A 17,844-nucleotide genomic window follows, 5' to 3' on the forward strand; every position below is an offset into this window, starting at 1 on the left:
GGGGCGTCTGTTCGCTTTCAGTCGGTGAAGTGCTGGAGGAAGTTGAGCAGCACCCGGTGCGCCAGCGGCGTGGGCGCGATGCCGGACAGCAGCCGGGGAACGAACTCCCCCGCTGACGCCCCGCGCTCCTGGGCGAGCGCGTCCAGCTTGTCCTCCCGGGCGAGGATGACCGCGCGCATGGCGTCCGTGGGCATCTCCGGGTGGAACTGCACGCCGCGCACGTTGGGGCGGAAGGCGATGGCCTGGGCCGCCGTGTTGGCGTTGCCCGCGAGCACGGTGGCGCCCTCGGGAAGCTGGACGACGATGTCCTCGTGCGTGGCCTGGACGGCGAAGCGCTCCGGCAGGCCCGTGAAGAGCGGATCCGCGCGGCCTTCTTTCGAGAGCGTCACCTCCACGGTGCCCGTCTCACGGCCCTGGGGGTTTCGCGCCACCTTGCCGCCGTACTGTTCAGCGAGAAGCTGTTGGCCAAAGCACACGCCGAGCACGGGGATGCCCTGCTCGCCCGCCTCCACCATGAAGGCGCCCGCGCGCTCCATCCAGGGCTCGCGCTGCGTCACGGAGAGGGGCGAGCCCGTCATCATCACGGCGTCATAGCCGCGCGCGTCCTTCGGCAGGGGCGCGCCCTGGTGCACCGGGAGGATGTCGAAGCGTTGGCCGGACAGTCCGATGGTTTGCAGAAACCACCGATCGTAGTCGCCCACGGACAGCCGCACGGACTCCGCCGCGTCGCCGGCTTTCAGGAGCAGGACGTTCTTCATGGGGGCAGCTTGCCGCGTCATGGGGCCATTCCTACCGTGTCCTGCCGTCCGTGTCCGGTGCCCGCCATTCCCAAATCGCCCGCGCGCCGTGCTCACCCGAGGCTTCGCCATGACCGACGCTCGATCGCTCACTCCCAAGCTCCCTGTGCTCAAGCTGCTCATCGACGGGCAGCATGTGGACCCCGTCGAAGGCGGCACCTTCGCGGTGACCAACCCCGCCACCGGCCAGAAGCTGTGTGACGTGCCCGCGGGCACCGCCGCCGACGTGGACCGCGCCGTGAAGGCCGCGCGCCGCGCCTTCGAGTCCGGGCCCTGGAGCAAGATGACCGGCCGCGAGCGCGGCAAGCTCATCCGCAAGCTGGCGGACCTGCTCTTCGAGCGCCGCGAGGAGTTCGCGCTCGTCGAGTCGCTGAACAACGGCAAGACCTTCAAGGACGCCATCCGGGGCGACGTGGCACCGGGCGCCGCGACGCTCGCGAACTTCGCGGACATGGCCAGCACCATCATGGGCGAGGTGCTGCCCGTGGACGGCCCCTTCCACACCTACGCGCTCAAGGAGCCGGTGGGCGTGGTGGGCACCATCATCCCGTGGAACTACCCCACGTGCATGCTCGGCTGGAAGCTGGGGCCCGCGCTGGCCTCCGGCTGCACGGTGGTGGTGAAGCCCTCCGAGTACACGCCGCTCACCGCGCTGAAGCTGGGCGCGCTGGCGCTGGAGGCGGGCTTCCCGCCGGGCGTCATCAACATCGTGACGGGCCTGGGCGACTCCGCGGGCGAGGCCATCGCCCGGCACCCGGACGTGGACAAGATCTCCTTCACGGGCTCCGGCCGCACCGCGCGCCGGCTGCTTCAGGCGTCCGCCGCGACCAACCTCAAGAAGCTGACGCTGGAGCTGGGCGGCAAGAGCCCGCAGATCGTCTTCGCGGACGCGGACTTCGACCGCGCGGTGGAGGCGTGCTTCTGGGGCATCTTCGGCAACAAGGGTGAGACGTGCAACGCGGGCAGCCGCGTGCTGGTGCACGAGAAGGCCTATGAGCCCTTCGTCGCGAAGCTCGCGGAGAAGGCGCGCGCGCTGAAGGTGGGCGACCCGCTGGATGCGTCCACGGAGATGGGCGCGCTGGTGAGCCAGAAGCAGATGGAGATGGTGCTGGGCTACATTGAGAGCGGCAAACAGCAGGGCGCGAAGCTGCTCGCTGGCGGCAACCGCGACACCGAGGGCTTCAAGGCGAAGGGCTGCTTCGTGCGGCCCACCATCTTCGGCGACGTGAAGCCAGACATGAAGATCGCCCAGGAGGAGATCTTCGGGCCGGTGCTGAGCTGCCTGCGCTTCCGCGACGACGCGGAGGCGATGGCGCTGGCGAACAACACGCCCTACGGCCTGGCCGCGTCCATCTGGACGGGCGACGTGGCCAAGGCGCACGCGCTGGCGAAGCAGGTGAAGAGCGGCGTGGTGTGGATCAACTGCTTCAACGAGTTCGACGACGCGGCCCCCTTCGGTGGCTACAAGGAATCCGGCTGGGGCCGGGACCTGTCCCACTTCGCGCTGGATGGCTACCTCCAGACGAAGGCCGTGTGGACGAAGCTGCCGTCGCCCTGAAGCCCGCGCCGTCCTCCCGCTGCGCTCCACCGAAGCAATCCGAATGACGAAAAGGAAGGTCCCGATGGCGTCGCGTCCCAAGGCCAAGGTGCTCACCCATCCGGCGATGGCCCGCCGTGCCCGTGCGAAGGAGAAGGGCCCGGCCACGGAGCGCGCGGCGTCCGGTCAGCCGGGCGACCTGGAGTCCACGCGCCGGTGGATGGAGGAGCGCAACGTCCGCAAGGTGAAGGTGGGCGCGGTGGACGTGGATGGCGTCTGGCGCGGCAAGTACATCTCCCTGGAGAAGTTCTTCAGCGCCGCGAAGAGCAACATGGGCTTCTGCGACGTCGTCTTCGGGTGGGACCTGGGCGATGAGCTGCTCGACAACACGAAGGTGACGGGCTGGCACACCGGCTACCCGGACACGCCCGCGAAGGTGGACCTGTCCACCGCGCGCATCATCCCGTGGGAGCCGGACACCGCGGCGTTCCTGCTCGACTTCGTGAACGCGGACGGAACGCCCTTCGAGGCGAGTCCCCGCCAGCTCCTCCAGAAGGTGGGGCAGCGCGCGCGCAAGCTGGGCTTCCTGCCGAAGTTCGGCTCCGAGTACGAGTTCTTCCTCTTCAAGGAGAGCCCGCAGAGCCTGCATGAGAAGGGCTTCCAGGGCCTCACGCCGCTGACGCCGGGCATGTTCGGCTACTCGTGGCTGCGCACGTCCATGAACGCGCCGCTTGTGCACGCCATCATCGACGGCTGCAACGCGTACGGGCTCAACATCGAGGGCTTCCACACGGAGACGGGCCCCGGTGTCTTCGAGGCCGCCATCCGCTACGACACGCTGGAGCTGGCCGCGGACCGCGCCGCGCTGTTCAAGACGGTCGTGAAGGAGATCTGCGCGCGCCACGGCGTGGCCGCGTGCTTCATGGCGAAGGTGGACCCCAAGCTGCCCGGCTGTTCGGGCCACGTGCACCAGTCGCTGTGGAACCTGAAGGGCGAGGACAACCTCTTCCACGACCCGTCCCAGAAGCACGGGATGAGCAAGCTGATGCGGCACTACATTGGCGGGCAGGTGGCGCTGATGCCGGAGCTCACCGCGCTCTACTGGCCCACCATCAACAGCTACAAGCGCAGCGTGGAGAACACCTGGGCGCCCACCACCGCGACGTGGGGCTTGGAGAACCGCACCTGCGCCATCCGCGTCATCGGCGACAGCGGCAAGTCCATGCGCATCGAGTACCGCCAGTTGGGCGCGGACATGAACGCGTACATCGGCATGGCGACCAGTCTGGCCGCGGGCCTGTGGGGCATCGAGAACGAAATCGAGCCGCCCGCGCCCGTGCTGTCCAACGCCTACGAGGCGAAGAACACGAAGCCGCTGCCCCGCACGCTGAAGGACGCGGTGACGCTCTTGAAGAACAGCGAGCGCGCCCGGGAGCTGCTGGGCGATGGCTTCGTCGACCATTTCGTGCGCACCCGCGAGTGGGAGGTGCGCCAGTACGAACGGGCGGTCACCTCCTGGGAGCTGGAGCGCTACCTGGAACTCATTTGAAGGAGGACCGTCCCATGAAGCATTTCGACATTCCCTCGGAGCCTCGCGTCACGGAGATGTCCTGGCCGACGCGCATCGTGTTCGGCGCGGGCGCGCTCCAGCGACTGCCCGCGCACGCGGCGCGGGTGAACATGAAGCGCCCCCTGCTGGTGACGGACGGGGGCGTGGTGAAGGCGGGCCTCGCCACGCGCGTGACGGACGTGCTCAAGGCCGCGGGCCTGGACTGCGCCGTCTTCGACCGCGTGGAGCCCAACCCCACCGAGCGTGACGTGTTCGCGGGCCTGGAGGCGTACCGCGCGCACAAGAGCGACGGCATCATCGCCCTGGGCGGTGGCAGCGCGCTGGACGCGGGCAAGCTGGTGCAGTTGCTCACCACGCACGAGCCGCCGCTCAGCCGCTACGACGACGCGAAGGGCGGCGACCAGTACGTGCGCGACGACCTGCCGCCGCTCATCGCGATTCCCACGACCGCGGGCACGGGGTCGGAGGTGGGGCGCTCCGGCGTGGTGACGCTGGCGGACACGGGCCGCAAGACGGTCATCTTCAGCCCGTACCTGCTGCCGAAGGCGGCCATCATCGACCCGGAGCTGACGCTGGGCCTGCCCCCGGCGGTGACGGCGGCCACGGGCATGGACGCGCTCACGCACTGCATCGAGGCGTACCTCGCCAACGGCTTCCATCCGCTCGCGGACGCGGTGGCCATCGACGGGGTGATGCGCGTGGGCCGCTCGCTGGAGACGGCGGTGAAGGAAGGCCGCGACCTGGCGGCGCGCACGGACATGATGGCGGCGGCGATGGAGGGCGCGATGGCCTTCCAGAAGGGCCTGGGCGCGAGCCACGCGCTGGCCCACGCGCTCACGCCCATCTCCGGCGTGCCGCACGGTCTGGCGAACGCCATCGTCCTGCCGGTGGTGATGGAGTTCAACCGCGCGGCGTGCACGGCGCGGCTGGCGCGCATCGCCACCGCGCTGGGCGACACGTCCAACGCTCGGGAGGAGATGCTCGCGGGCAACGCCATCGACCGCGTGCGCAAGCTGGCGGCGACCATCGGGATTCCCACGCGCCTGCGCGACGCGGGCGTGAAGGAGAAGGACCTGGAGCACATCGCGCAGAAGGCGTTCCTGGATGCCTCGCACCAGGGCAATCCGCGCGCTGTCACCGAAGCGGACCTGCTGGCCATGGCCCGCGAGGCGTACTGACGCCGTCTTCACTCCAGGCCGATTTCAGATTGTTTCGCGAGGGGCCGCTCCGAGGGGAATCGGGGTGGCCCCGCGTGCTTGGAGACGTTGAATCAACCGGGGACCCCCTGCGTCAGAAGGTTCAGAACGCAGCAACACAGCGGTTCCCGGAGGCGGTCATGAACGCGATGCTCAAGAAGATGATGGTGGTGGTGGCTCTCGTCGCAAGCAGCCCGGTGATGGCCCAGAACGTCCACGGCGCCTCCTCGCTCGTGAGCCGCCAGGACCAGAGCCGCATGGAGCGCGAGCGTCAGGAGCGCGAGCGCCAGGTCCGGTTGGAGCGCCAGCGTCAGGAGCGCGAGCGTCAGGCCCGCATGGAGCGCGAGCGGCAGGAGCGGGAACGGCAGGCGCGGTTGGAGCGGGAGCGCCAGGAGCGCGAGCGCGTGGCCCGGCTGGAGCGCGAGCGTCAGGAACGCGAGCGTCAGGCCCGGATGGAGCGGGAGCGGCAGCAGCGTGAGCGGCTGGCCAACCGCGGCGGCTGGAGCAGCGCGAAGAGCAACAACGGCGGCTGGCTGAACTGATCCGGCACGAGGACCTCTCACCGGATGCCACCTACTGAAGCGGTACCGAAGCCCGGGGGCGGGTCATCCACCCTCGGGCTTCGTCGCGTCCGGGGTCAGTCGTCCACGGGCTCCACGAGCTCCATGCTGCCACCGCCGCTCACGGGGCCGGTGCCACCGTCGGACGTCACCACGCCGCCCGCGCCCACCACGCCGCCGGTCACCTCCGGTTCGCCCGTTTCAGGGGTGAACTCCAGCGTCTCCACGAAGACGCGTCCCGGCAGGCGCATGTCCATGGCGGTGACGCGCTCCTTGTCGCGCAAGTCGTAGAGCTGCTGCGCCACCGGGCCCGCCTGCACGCGCTCGTCGGAGAAGAAGACGTAGACGCGCACCTTCCCCTCCTGCACGGGGATCCGGAAGCTGGTGTTCGCGACGGGCTTGTTCGCGTCGCAGCGGATGGAGCGGTTCTCGCGCGTGAGCGTGAGCTGCCGGATGACGCCCTTCTCGGACATCGTGTACAGCAGGCAGTAGGGCAGTTGCCCTGCGGAGGGGATGACCTCCATCGTCGCCGAGCCCGTCTTCTTCAACTGGACCCGTGTGGATTTGTCGGGCGTTTTCGCGTCGTTGCAGGCCGCGCCCAACGCCAGCACCGCCACCAAGACCGTCCAGCGCGTCATGTGTCCCTCCTCAGGGAGCTTGGATTGGCGCAACACCCTCAAGCCTACTCCGGCCCCACGTCCTCCAGTCCGTGGCGATGTCCGCGAATGCACGCAAGCCTGCAGAGTGCACGGTCGTGCACATGGCTTCCTGCGTCATCCAGGTGCGAGGGCCTATTCGGGGCGCTGGTAGACGATGACCTGCGGCGTTTCGTCCAGGTACAGCCCGGTGACGGGCGTGCGCGTGCCGAAGGCCTGCCACGTGAGGAACTCGTGCTCGCGAAACTCCTGGTGGTACTGGTACGCGACGATGTCCGCGTCGAACGGGCTGTTCACCGCTCGCACGTCAGGACGCAGCATGCCGTTGCGCTGGTAGTCGCGGAACGAGAAGCCGTTCACCTCGTGCAGGTAGACACGCGCGCCCGGCTTCGCATGCGCGTTGATCCACGGCAGCACGCCGGTGACGTGGCTGGACCAGAACTGCCGCTGCATGCCCAGCGTCGCCGCCCCCGCCTGTCCCCCCGCCAGCTCTGAATATGCCGCCGTGCCGTACGGAAACACGTGCACGAGCGCCAGCAGCGCGGGCAGCAGCAGCAGCGCGAACACCGGCACCGTCACCGCGAACGAAGGCAGGGAAGGGCGCCGCGTCTTCAGCACCTCCCACAGCGCGAAGCATCCGCGCGCCACCGCCGCGCCCGCGAGCATGCCCAGGAAGGGCATGGACGGAAACCAGTGCTTCACGCCGCCGAAGTGCGGCACCTGCGGGTGGCTGATGACGAGCATGGACGTCACCGCGTTGACGCCCACCAGGGCTTCGGTGGCGGTGGGCATCCGCACCCAGTCGCGCGTGCGCGCGCTCAGGCTCAAGAGCGCACGGCCCGCGAGCGCGAGGAACCCAGTCACCATGGGCGCGAAGAGGCTGGTGGGCACCGTCAGCGCCGTCTTCACGATGACGTAGGTGAGCGGGAAGGGCGGCCCGCGCATCAGCGTGCCCAGGTAGAACCAGGCGTAGTGGTTGTGCGTCGCGTGGAAGGCCAGGTACCACGCGGTGCGGTCCACCGGCGCGTGCCACAGGTAGGGCCAGTGCAGGTAGAAGAGCACGGGGCCCAGCACCGCCATCGCGGCCACCGGCACCAGGGCCCGCGTGACGGGCAGGCTCACCGGAGCCAGGTCGCGCAAGAGCCACACGCTGCCCACCGCGAGCCCCACGAAGAACAGCGTGTGCGGGCTCAGCAGCAGGAACTTCTTCTGGAACGCCTCGCCCCCGCCGAGCGCGACGAGCAGCAGGCCGTAGAGCACCGCCACCGCCGCGAACAGGGCCACGAAGCGCCCCAGCCGCACGCGGGCCTCCGGCGCGCCTTCGCTCGCGGTCCACGCTCTCCACAGCGCGAACGGCGTCAGCACGAACGGCAGGAACAGTGCGTTGTGCTTGGTGGCGAGCGCCAGTCCGAACGCCACGCCGCACGCGATGCCCCAGCGGGTGTCCTCCAGCGCGCGCCAGAAGCAGTACACGACGAGCAGCCACATCGCGGCCACCGGCATGTCGAAGCACGCCAGCTCCGCGTTGAAATACTGCCGGGGCACCAGCAGGAAGGAGAGGGCGGCGAACATGCCCGCGGTGCGGCCGTACAGCGCGCTGCCGAAGAGGAAGCACAGCGCGGGCACCAGCGCCGCCATCGCGAACGCGGGGATGCGGAAGGCCACCGCGTCGCGCAGGCCCAGGCCGTCGTGGAAGAGCATGTGGCTCAACCCGAACAGCGTCTTCATCAGCACCGGGTGCTCGTGGTTGTAGTCCCACGCGCGCACGATGGCGCTGTCGGTGAACGCCTGCGCGGGCGCGCGCACGAGCAGCCGGAACCAGCTCGCGTAGCCCTCCGCCGCCGCGAAGTAGACGCTCTCGTCGCGCGTGAAGCCCACCGCGGCCTCGGTGCTCCACAGCGCCGCGAACGCCAGCGCCCACAGCACCCAGGCCACGAGCTTCTCATCGCGCGTCGCCGCCCGGCCCGTCATGGACGCACCCCCACCGCCGGCTCCAGCGCCATCACGTCCAGGCACACCTGCCGCGACTCCGCGTTGTCCGCCTGCACCCAGACCTTCACCGTACGCGCGGGCCCGGGCGGCAACACCACCTCCGCCTTCTGCACGCCCTCGCGGCCCGGAGGAATGGGCACGTCCAGCAGCCGCTGGCCGCTGGCCGCGTCGTCCACGCCCAGGTACGCGGTGCTCAACCGTGGATCCTTCGGGTGCGCGAACTCGAAGATGATGCCGCCCTCCATGCGCAGGCCCATGCCTGAGGGGACGCCGTCGAACTCCGCCACCAGCCGCTGCGCTCCGCCGGGCGCGTGCATCCAGAGGCAGTGCCGGGGCTCGTAGAGGATTTCGTGCCACTCCGGCGCGACGTACAGGTGCGGCGGGCCGGGGCAGCGGTGCACGCGCCCGTCGAAGGGACAGTCCGTGCGCGACCCGTTCGGCTGCTCCAGGTACACGCGCGCGCGGCTCGCGGCCTCGGAGGCCACCCAGTGCCGGGGGCGGTAGCGGCCGTTCTCGTAGAGGCGCAGGGACAGCGTGCCCATGCGCGCTTCGGCCCCCAGCGCCTTGCGTCCGGGGAGGAAGGCCGCGTCGAACGCGCCGACATCCGAGCGGGGCAGCTCCGGCTGGCCCAGCACCCAGAGGCGCGGGTGTTCGCTCAGGTCCGCCTTGTCGGAGTCGAGCCAGCCATGCACGGGCAGGTTGGGAGGCACGAAGAGCCGGGCGCGCTCGGTCCACCAGGGGAACAGCAGCACGCCGTCCCCGGGACGCGCGTCGCGGGCCAACACTTCCGCCACGGCGCGCTCATCCGCGTCCGTGGGCAGCCGGCCCGGCAGCCTCAGTTGGAAGACGAGGCACAGGAGCGCGACGAGCAGCAGGCCCCCCAGCTCCGCGAGGGGCAGGGCGCGCAGGAGCCTAGGACTTGGCAAGACGGATCTTCTGCTCGCTCTTTTCGCGGCAGAAGGTGCAGAAGATGTGGTCGCCCTGGTTGAAGGACGGCGTCCAGGGTGGGTACATCGAGCAGCGCGGATCCAGGCAGTGGTGCAGCTCCCAGAGCGTGCCCAACTGGTGCAGCGCGTGGCGCGCGATGGGCTTGAAGTCCTTCTCCAGGTCCTTGAAGGGCGCGATGGTCAGCACCGCCCGGTCCTTGCCATAGCGGGCGAAGCCCGTCGTCGGGGCCTTGCCGCTGAGCAGCTCGCGGTCCTTCAGCTTGCGCGAGGTGAGCAGCAGCACCTTGTCGTCCTTGTAGGCCCGGACGCCCTTCACCTCATCCAGCAGCTTCTCCGCGTCCAGGGGTTCGGACATGCCTGCGGGGAGCTCCGCGGCGCCGCTGTGCTCGCTGCCCACGCCGAAGGCCGTGTAGAGCGTGCGGTTGAACTTGGCGAGCTGCTTGTCGTCGAAAGGGTCCAGCGTCACGACGCGAATCACGGGGCGTCACCTCGGCGGGAAGGCCCTCGCGGTGCCGGGCGCGCGCAACGGACGCGACGCAGGCGGCCGGGAGGGCCGGAAGGTTTAGCGGTTCACTCGCCTTCGGGCGGCTTGGCCTTGGGCGGGCGGCCGCGCTTCTTGGGCGCGGCGGGTTCCGCGGGTTCGGCACCCTCGGGCGGCTTGGCCTTGGGCGGACGACCGCGCTTCTTCGGGGCGGCGGGTTCAGCGGCGCTGTCCGCCGTCACTTCCGGCTTCGGCTTGGGCGGACGGCCGCGCTTCTTGGGCGCCGCGGGCTCGCCACCTTCGTCGGCGGGCTTGGCCTTGGGCGGACGGCCGCGCTTCTTGGGCGCATCGTCGGAGCCCTCCTCGCTGGCTTCGCCTTCTTCTTCCGAACCTTCCTCGGAGGACTCCTCCTCGGGCTCGGCCGGCGGCTCCTCGTCCGAGGGCAGGTCCAGCTCTCCGCCCTCCAGCCCCATGAGGTCGCCGTCGAGGTCCATGTCGTCCTCTTCGCCTCCGGGCCGGGCGAACTCGGCGGCGGTGCGCTTGGGGCGCTCGCGACCGGGCGGGAAGAGGACGATGTCGATGGAGTCCTCCGCGTTGGCCTCGGCGGTGCCGAGCGCGGCGGCGACTTCCGACACCAGCAGGTGCCGGGCGTTGTCGTAGAGCTCACGCTCCTTGGTGGGCAGTGGACGCAGCTCGCTCAGGACCTGGAGGCCCTTGACGACCTCCGCCAGGCCCAGGATTCCGCCCTGGGTCATGCGATCCAGGTTGGTGCGCGCGCGTTGCTTCCAATCCAGGTCGGCCTTGTCGCTGTCCGAGCGCAGGAACGCGTAGATCTCTTCCACGTCGGCGACGCTCGCGACCTTGCGCACGCCAATGGAGATGATCTTGCCTTCCGGCACCATGACGACGGCGCCGTCTTCCTCCCGGCGCATGGTGACGAACGTGAGCTTCTGCCCCGCCACCTCCTTCACGTCGATGGCGGCAACGCGACAGACCCCCTGGTTGGGGTAGACGACCCGGTCTCCAACCTGGAGCTGGAGTGCAGCGGACCCTTCTGGCATGGCCCCCTCGTGGGCGGGTGTGATGAGCACCGAAGCGAGCGCCGGTCGTAGCACCGTGCCCCGCCGGATGCCACGAGATTACCGGGGAAGCTTTGTCATCCGGGCGCCATTGCGCCGTGCTTCCAACAACTTGCCCATCACCTCGTGCGCCTGGGCGTCCAGGACAGCGTCGATCTGGGCATCGGTCGGCCCCTCGTCCGCCATGCTTCCGGGTTGGGCATCCACGCGGGTGGAAAGTCCCACCGTCGCCACCACCGCGATTCCAAGCGCCAGCACCGCCGTCAGCTTCTTCATGAGCGTCCTCCGTTGCGGCCCAGGGTAGGGGCGACGCCCGGATGATCAATTTTTCGGCAACAGCTCGCCTGTGCCCTGTAGCGGCCCGTGGCGCCCTGGCTCGGGAGCCCGCGCTACTGGTGCAGCGGTGCCACCGGCGTGACTTCCAGCGTGAGGCCGCCGGTGTTGTCGTCCGGGTCGTCGTCCGGGAACGCGAGCCGCAGCCAGCGCGCGCCCCGGATCACCGTGGGCCGGTTGACCTCCAGCACCTCCAGCGTGCCGGGCGCGGTGATGGGGGACTCCCCGTCGCCGTGCAGCGCGAGTACCTGCTCCACCGCGCCGCCGCCGAAGCCCCGCGTGCGCGCCGGTTCCGAGGGCGCGCGCACGACGACGCGGTAGGTGGTGGTCGGATCCAGCTCCCGCAGCGTGAAGCCCTGGTGGGGCGGCAGGGAGACCGCGTGGCGCTGAGCGTCCAGCAGCAGGGTGGTGATGGCGCCGCTGGCCTGCTCGCGCACGTGCACGTGGAGGGCGCCGCGGTTGTCGTACGGGCGGCCGTCCCACAGGAACACGTAGAGGACGGAGGCGTTCTGCACCAGCACCTCGTCCGCGCCCACCACGCCGAAGCTGTCTCGGGCGGGCAGCGCCGCGCCGCCTTCCAGGAAATAGGCCGCCTGGCCCACCGGCATGGGTCCACCCAGAGACACATGCCCGTTCGCGCGCAGGCCGTACGTGCGGGATGGATCCAACCGCATGCGCGCGGCGGCGGAAGGCGGCACGCGGAAGGCATGCGCGTCGGCGCTGAGCAGGAAGGGCCCGCCGGAGGAGTAGCGGGCGTCGGGCGATTCGAGGCGGGCGAGGGACCGCGCCGCGGCCGGGCGCTTCGGCGTCAGGCGGGCGTGGACCGCGAGCGTGGTGCCGCGCTCCGCCTTCACGCGCTGGTTCCAGGGCACCATGCCCGGCATCGACACCTCCAGCATGTGTTCGGCGTCCGCCTGGAGCTGGGTGACGAGCAGGGGCGTCGTCTCCTTCAGCTCCCGGCCGTCCACGCGGATGGTGGCGCCCGGGGGCGAGGAGCTGAGCTCCACCGCGAACGAATTGGTGCCCCCCACGAGCAGGCCCATCCACATGGCCAAGAGCGCGCCCAGCACCGGGGCGCCGCGCAACGCCCAGCCGCGCAGCGTGCGTTGCCACGCGAGCGGCGGAGGCGACGACGGGCCTTGCGAGGGCAGGGGCTGCGGGGGCAGTGGCTGCGTGATGACGTCGCCCCGGGGTTCCCCGTGAGGCGCGGGCGTGGGGTGCCGGGGCGCGTCCGGCGGCGTCTGCACCGGGGGCGGTTCCGCGACGCCGCTCCAGCGGCCCACCTTGGCGATGAACTCCCGGGGAAGCTGCACGGGCCGGCCGGCGTCCACCAGCTCCGGCTCGAAGAGGTAGCCCATGAAGTGGCCCAGCTCGCTCTGGGACACGTCCGGCGCGGTGACGTGGAGCTGCCGCGCCAGGGCCTCCGCGAAGGCCTGCGCGGTGGGGTAGCGCTGCTCCGGGCTGGTGGCCATCGCGGTGAGCAGGATGCGCTCCAGCGCGGCGGGGATGCCCGGCGTCCATTCGCGCGGACGGGCGAAGTCACCCTGGGAAATCTTGCGGAGCACCTCCGGCATCGGGCCTTCGAAGGGCCGGCGTCCGCAGAGCATCTCGTAGAGGACCGTGCCGGCGGCGAACACGTCGGTGCGCGCGTCCAGTGGCTGGCCCCGGGCCTGCTCCGGCGCGAAGTAGATGTACTTGCCCTTGGCCGCGTCGTTCTTCGTCTCGCTGCGGCCGGCGAGCCGGGCCCTGGCGATGCCGAAGTCCACCAGCTTCACCTGACCCTCGTAGGACAGGAGCACGTTCTGCGGGCTGACGTCGCGGTGCACGATGTGCAGCGGCCGGCCGTTGTCGTCCAGCCGCGTGTGCGCGTACGCAAGGCCCCGCAGCATGTCGATGGCCACCAGCACCGCCAACGGCGGCGGCAGCGCGGAGAGGCCCTTGTCCCGTGCCCGGCGCATCACGTGCGAGAGCGGATGGCCGTCCACCCACTCCATCGCGAGGAAGTACTCGCCCTCCACCTCGCCGAAGTCGAAGATCTGCGCGATGTTGCCGTGCGACAGCCCCAGCGCGATGCGCGCCTCGTTGATGAACATCGACACGAACGCGCTGTCGTCCGCGTAGCCGGGAAGGATCTTCTTGATGACCACCGGCTTCGTGATGCCCGCCACCGCCGTCATCCGGGCGCGGTAGATCTCCGCCATGCCGCCCGTCGCGATGCGCTCGAGCAGTTTGTACTTTCCGAACTGGAGGCCCGCGGAAGGCTGCGGCACGTTCGAATCGGCTCCTGATGGGAGTCCTTCGGGAAAACCGCGAGAAGCTATCATGAGGCCATTCAGACGCCCCGAGTGGAAAATTCCGGTGCACTCGCCCGCTCGCCCGCACCACGTCACTTCGTTGCTGCTCATCCTGTATGGCCTGCTGCTGGGCGGCTGTCGCGAAACGCCGCCTGCTCCCGTGTCCGTCCCCGCGAAGCCGCCCGTGGCCGCCCTGCCCGCCGCCCCCGTGACGCCCCGCGACGCGGGTACGTGGGCGGATGCGGTCATCGCGCCCGTGTCCGCGCCGGCCTTCGGTGAGCCCCTGCCTGAAGACGGCCTCCGGCTGGAAATGTCGGGCGAAGAGGTGCGACTGGGCGCGGAATCCTTCATGCCTGCCCGTGAACCGGAGGCCGCGCGGTTGGGGGAGCGGGTGCGGGGCCAGGACGTGCTCCTCGTCATCCGAGACGCCGACACGTTCCTCGTGCAGGTATCCGAGCTCCTGGCGGTGCTCCAGGCGAAGGCCGCCTCCGTGTGGCTCCAGCACCCGGACGCTCCGCTGGCCTACCGCGTGGTGCTGCGCGACGAGGAGGGGTTCCGCACGTGGTTGGCGGAGGTGGCGCCCGGAAAGCTGCGCATCATCCAGCGCGCGGACGGGTTCGAGCTGACGACGAGCGTGGGCAAGTTGCCGGGGCCGGACCGCAACGGCCCCACGGTGCCGGTGCGCGGCGGGAGCCAGGACATCGCCACGCTCCGTCGGGAACTCACCCGGCTCAAGGGGCGCTTCACCACGTCCGAGGACGTGTGCCTCGTGCCGTCCTTCGGCACGGAGCTGGTGCAGGTGGCGCGGGCGCTCGGCGGTACGTATGTCGCGCCGGAGGAGCCGCTCTTCGACACGCTCTGCCTCGTCTATCCGCTCTCCCGACCGGCACCGTCGGGGGCTCGGGACGCGGGTTCCCCGTAATCGAGGACAGTGCAGCCTCCCGCCCACCGACCGTGCTCGGGATGCTGTGGGCGTGGCGGCGCCCAGGGGCCGCATCCGCTTGAGGTGGCGCGCCCGTGCCGCTACTACCCCCCGCGTGTTGCGCGCTCTACTACAGTGCCGCGCCTTGGATTTTCGTTGGATACGGAGGGCGAAGTCCCTCCCCGGAGGTCGTAGATGGTCGCCGCAACCGAGCCCGCTGCCCGTCCCCAGGATGTTCTCGCCGGGGGGACCTTCCTCTTCCAGGAGGTGGGCGCCACCCGCATCCTCACGCCGGAGAGCTTCTCCGAGGAGCAGCGCCTCTTCTTCAAGACGGCGTTGCAGTTCTGCCGTGAGCAGGTGCTGCCGCAGGCCGCGCGCATCGAGGGCAAGGACAACGCGCTCTTGCGCGACCTGTTGCGCCGCGCGGGCGAGCTGGGCCTGTTGAGCGTGGACATCGCGGAGACCTACGGCGGCACGGGCCTGGACAAGACGACGTCGCTCCTGCTCGCGGAGGCGATGAGCCTCCAGGGCTCCTGGTCGGTGACGTCCAGCGCGCACACCGGCATCGGCACGCTGCCCATCGTCTGGTTCGGCAACGAGGCCCAGAAGGCGAAGTACCTGCCGAAGCTCGCCACGGGTGAGTGGGTGGCGGCGTACGCGCTGACGGAGCAGGGCAGCGGCAGCGACGCGCGCGGGGCGAAGACGAAGGCGGTGCGCACGGCGGACGGCCAGCACTACGTGCTCAACGGCTCCAAGCTCTACATCACCAACGCGGCCTTCGCGGACGTGTTCGTCGTCTTCGCGCAGGTGGACGGCGACAAGTTCACCGGCTTCATCGTGGAGAAGGACACCCCCGGCCTCACCGTGGGCCCCGAAGAGCACAAGATGGGCATCCGCGGCTCGTCCACCTGTCCGCTCTACTTCGAGGACGCGAAGGTGCCCGCGGAGAACCTGCTGGGCGAGCTGGGCAAGGGTCACCGCATCGCCTTCAACATCCTCAACTACGGCCGCCTCAAGCTGGGCGCGGGCGTCATCGGCGGCATGAAGCTCCAGTTGCAGAGCGCGCTCAAGTTCGCGCAGGAGCGCAAGCAGTTCAAGGCGCCCATCGCCACGTTCCCGCTCATCCGCGAGAAGCTGGCGCGCATGGCGACGCTCGTCTACGCGGTGGAGAGCATGACGTACCGCACCGCGGGGCTCGTGGACGGACGGCTCGCCGCGAAGGAGCGTTCGGACGCGGACTACGACGCGCACGTCATCGCCGCGATGGAGGAGTTCGCCACCGAGGCCTCCATCATGAAGGTCTTCGGTTCGGAGGCCCTGGGCTTCCTGGTGGACGACGCGGTGCAGGTGCACGGCGGCGCCGGCTACATCGAGGAGTACCCGGTGGAGCGCGCCTACCGCGACGCGCGCATCAACCGCATCTTCGAAGGCACCAATGAGATCAACCGCATGCTCATCACCGGCATGCTGCTCAAGCGCGCGGTGAAGGGCGACCTGCCGCTGTTCGCCCAGGCCCGTTCCGTATCGGAGGAGCTGAACCGGGGCGAGCGTCCCCGCGCCGGCCGTCAGGACGCGCTGGCCAACGAAGAGGTCGCCGCCGAGTGCGCCAAGCACCTGGCCATCCACGGCATGCGCCTGGCCGCGGAGGCGTTCGGCACGGAGCTGGACAAGCATCAGGAGGTCATGGCCGCGCTGGCGGACGTGGTGATGGACGCCTACGCGCTGGACTCCATGGTGACGCGCACCCGTCAGGCCGCCGCCAGCGGCGTGCTGGATCCGCAGCGCGTGGCGCTGGTGCGGCTGTACGCGATGGAGTCCACCACGCGCGCCTTCGAGCGCACCCGCCGCGCGCTGTGCGCCACGCTCAAGGGCGACGTGCTCGCGCTGGAGCTCAAGCGGCTCGCCGCCCTGGACGCCTTCTCGGCGTACGATCCGGCGGAGCTGCGCGAGACCATCGTCGCGGGCCTGGAAGACGCGGGCGGCTACCCGTACAACCCGCTGTAGTCGCTGTTTGAAGCGGATGCCCGGCGCTCAGGGCATCCGCGACACGGCATCCAGCCCGAAGCTGACCCGCGCCCGCCAGGGACCGGGCGGCAGGTGCTCCAGCGCCATCAGCGCTTCCAGCCGCTGGAGCATGTCCGGCCGCAGCCGGCCGAACGTCGCGCCGAAGCCCGGGGTGACGGCCTCCGTCGTCCCCTTGCGCGGCAGCGACGAGGTCCACGCCACCTCTCCGTGCAAGAGCAGTGGGCCCTCCTTCATGTCCATCTCCAGGAGGAAGGGCACGCCCACCTGGACCTCGCGGGGCAGGGTGGGGGACTCCACCTCCAGGCCCACGCCCCCGCGCGAGATGTCCCGCACGAAGAAGTTCGGGGCCCGGGAGTCGCCTTCCTTCGCGCGCACGTGCAGGGGCAGGCGCGGGAAGCGGCGCAGGCCGTTCTGCTCCTCCTGGGCGAAGATGTGCTGGAGCACCGCGTCCAGGCCGCTGCGATCCTCCGAACCGTCGTAGCGGATGGTGAGCTGGAAGCGCTCACCGGGGCGGGGCTCCACCTTGATGACCTCGCCCAGCACCTCCACCGGACGGGGCATGCCGCCCGCGTGCAGTTCGAAGGTGAAGCGGGTGCCCAGGGGCAGCGCCTTGCGCGTCTCCAGGGTGACGCCTCCCTGGCCCACGCTGCGGGTGTACTCGCCGACCAGCGACTGCGGCGTCTTGTAGGCCACCTTCAGTCGAACGTTCGTGTTCACGCGCCCACCACTCTCAGCCTGGGAGCGGAAAAACTCAAGTTTACCCCGCCTCCAGGGGTAGGCCGCCCCGCATGTGCCCTCCGGGATGTCCGGCGGCGTGCGCGCGGTGTTTCAACCTGTTGCGGTTTCTTGACCCCCCTGGGGGGGGCGCGTATGTATGCCGGCCGCAGAGGGGTAAGAAGTGGGAAGGAGTGGTGGTCCGACCCGTGCTGGGCTGAAAAGGTGGATCGTCCCGCGTGTTCCGAGGCGTCTATGAGCACCAGATCGACGCGAAGGGGCGCACCAGCCTCCCGGCGAAGCTCCGGGAGACGTTGGTGGGCGCCTACGACGAGCGGCTCATCGTCACCACGGCCCTGGACCCCTGCCTCCACGCCTACCCGGTGCGGGAGTGGGAGGCGTTGGAGACCGCGCTCGCCCGGCGCAACCCCATGGAGCCGGGGGTCAAGACGTTGATGCGGCTGTACGTGGCCAGCGCGCAGGAGTGCCCGTTGGACAAGCTGGGCCGGTTGCTCATCCCGCCGTCGCTCAGGACGTACGCGAAGCTGGAGAAGGACGTGGTGTGGGCGGGGATGGTGAAGGTGATCGAGCTTTGGAGCCTGGATGGTTGGGCGAAGGCGCAGGCGGATGCGCGCCAGGAAGCCACCTCCCAGGACGTGTTGAGGGTGCTGGGCGAACTGCGCCAGCCGTAGCCAGGAAGTCGACAGCAGCCGGTAGTTCTCGCCAAGTAGTGCTCCGGAA

16 protein-coding genes are annotated in these 17,844 nt (G+C 70.1%); 7 read left to right on the forward strand and 9 right to left on the reverse strand.

All coding sequences use genetic code 11. The features are described 5' to 3' along the window. Positions 1-17: 17 nt before the first annotated feature. On the reverse strand, positions 18-779 hold the full coding sequence (locus D7V88_RS02410; protein WP_244237924.1) for a glutamine amidotransferase: 762 nt from the start codon (positions 777-779) through the stop codon (positions 18-20). 88 nt (positions 780-867) lie between these two features. Here D7V88_RS02410 and D7V88_RS02415 point away from each other — a divergent pair, with 88 nt between their 5' ends. From D7V88_RS02415 to D7V88_RS02430, 4 genes are all read left to right on the forward strand, one after another. After that, positions 868-2,355, forward strand: a complete 1,488-nt coding sequence (locus D7V88_RS02415) for an aldehyde dehydrogenase family protein (protein ID WP_120538960.1) — start codon at positions 868-870, stop codon at positions 2,353-2,355. 64 nt (positions 2,356-2,419) lie between these two features. Then, positions 2,420-3,883 carry a glutamine synthetase family protein gene (locus D7V88_RS02420; RefSeq protein WP_208726069.1) on the forward strand — a complete coding sequence of 488 codons (1,464 nt, stop codon included), beginning with the start codon at positions 2,420-2,422 and terminating at the stop codon, positions 3,881-3,883. A gap of 14 nt (positions 3,884-3,897) precedes the next feature. Beyond that, positions 3,898-5,082: an iron-containing alcohol dehydrogenase gene (locus D7V88_RS02425; RefSeq protein ID WP_120538990.1), complete on the forward strand. Its 1,185-nt coding sequence runs from the start codon at positions 3,898-3,900 to the stop codon at positions 5,080-5,082. Positions 5,083-5,240: 158 nt separating this feature from the next. Then, on the forward strand, positions 5,241-5,642 hold the full coding sequence (locus tag D7V88_RS02430) for an ATP-dependent DNA helicase (protein ID WP_120538961.1): 402 nt from the start codon (positions 5,241-5,243) through the stop codon (positions 5,640-5,642). A 95-nt stretch (positions 5,643-5,737) separates the two neighbouring features. Here D7V88_RS02430 and D7V88_RS02435 read toward each other — a convergent pair whose 3' ends face one another. From D7V88_RS02435 to D7V88_RS02465, 7 genes are all read right to left on the reverse strand, one after another. Next, entirely contained in the window at positions 5,738-6,298 is a 561-nt protein-coding gene (locus tag D7V88_RS02435; protein WP_120538962.1) for a hypothetical protein, read from the reverse strand. Positions 6,299-6,451: 153 nt separating this feature from the next. Next, positions 6,452-8,287, reverse strand: a complete 1,836-nt coding sequence (locus tag D7V88_RS02440; RefSeq protein ID WP_120538963.1) for an ArnT family glycosyltransferase — start codon at positions 8,285-8,287, stop codon at positions 6,452-6,454. Further along, the gene (locus D7V88_RS02445; RefSeq protein ID WP_120538964.1) at positions 8,284-9,234 is read right to left on the reverse strand and encodes a hypothetical protein; all 951 of its coding nucleotides are present in this window, start codon (positions 9,232-9,234) and stop codon (positions 8,284-8,286) included. Before D7V88_RS02445 ends, D7V88_RS02440 begins: the two co-directional genes overlap by 4 nt. Next, entirely contained in the window at positions 9,221-9,733 is a 513-nt protein-coding gene (locus tag D7V88_RS02450; protein ID WP_120538965.1) for a zinc metalloprotease, read from the reverse strand. Before D7V88_RS02450 ends, D7V88_RS02445 begins: the two co-directional genes overlap by 14 nt. A gap of 92 nt (positions 9,734-9,825) precedes the next feature. Then, complete coding sequence (locus D7V88_RS02455) at positions 9,826-10,797, reverse strand: CarD family transcriptional regulator (protein ID WP_120538966.1); 972 nt, start codon at positions 10,795-10,797, stop codon at positions 9,826-9,828. 78 nt (positions 10,798-10,875) lie between these two features. Next, positions 10,876-11,091, reverse strand: coding sequence for a hypothetical protein (locus D7V88_RS02460; RefSeq protein ID WP_120538967.1), 216 nt, complete (start codon positions 11,089-11,091; stop codon positions 10,876-10,878). 113 nt (positions 11,092-11,204) lie between these two features. Further along, positions 11,205-13,418, reverse strand: coding sequence for a serine/threonine-protein kinase (locus tag D7V88_RS02465; RefSeq protein ID WP_120538968.1), 2,214 nt, complete (start codon positions 13,416-13,418; stop codon positions 11,205-11,207). Between the two features lie 88 nt (positions 13,419-13,506). Between D7V88_RS02465 and D7V88_RS02470 the strand changes: the two genes are divergently transcribed. Both D7V88_RS02470 and D7V88_RS02475 read left to right on the forward strand, forming a co-directional pair. After that, a complete protein-coding gene (locus D7V88_RS02470; RefSeq protein ID WP_244237925.1) occupies positions 13,507-14,364 on the forward strand; it encodes a hypothetical protein in 858 nt (285 codons plus the stop codon). Positions 14,365-14,559: 195 nt separating this feature from the next. Further along, positions 14,560-16,368, forward strand: a complete 1,809-nt coding sequence (locus D7V88_RS02475; protein WP_120538969.1) for an acyl-CoA dehydrogenase FadE — start codon at positions 14,560-14,562, stop codon at positions 16,366-16,368. 27 nt (positions 16,369-16,395) lie between these two features. Here the strand turns inward: D7V88_RS02475 and D7V88_RS02480 are convergent, their stop codons facing one another. Beyond that, the gene (locus tag D7V88_RS02480) at positions 16,396-17,106 is read right to left on the reverse strand and encodes a PilZ domain-containing protein (protein ID WP_120538970.1); all 711 of its coding nucleotides are present in this window, start codon (positions 17,104-17,106) and stop codon (positions 16,396-16,398) included. Between the two features lie 236 nt (positions 17,107-17,342). Here D7V88_RS02480 and mraZ point away from each other — a divergent pair, with 236 nt between their 5' ends. Beyond that, entirely contained in the window at positions 17,343-17,795 is a 453-nt protein-coding gene (mraZ, locus tag D7V88_RS02485; protein ID WP_120532026.1) for a division/cell wall cluster transcriptional repressor MraZ, read from the forward strand. Positions 17,796-17,844 lie beyond the last annotated feature (49 nt).

Source organism: Corallococcus terminator (genome assembly GCF_003611635.1).
Classification (GTDB): Bacteria; Myxococcota; Myxococcia; order Myxococcales; family Myxococcaceae; genus Corallococcus; species Corallococcus terminator.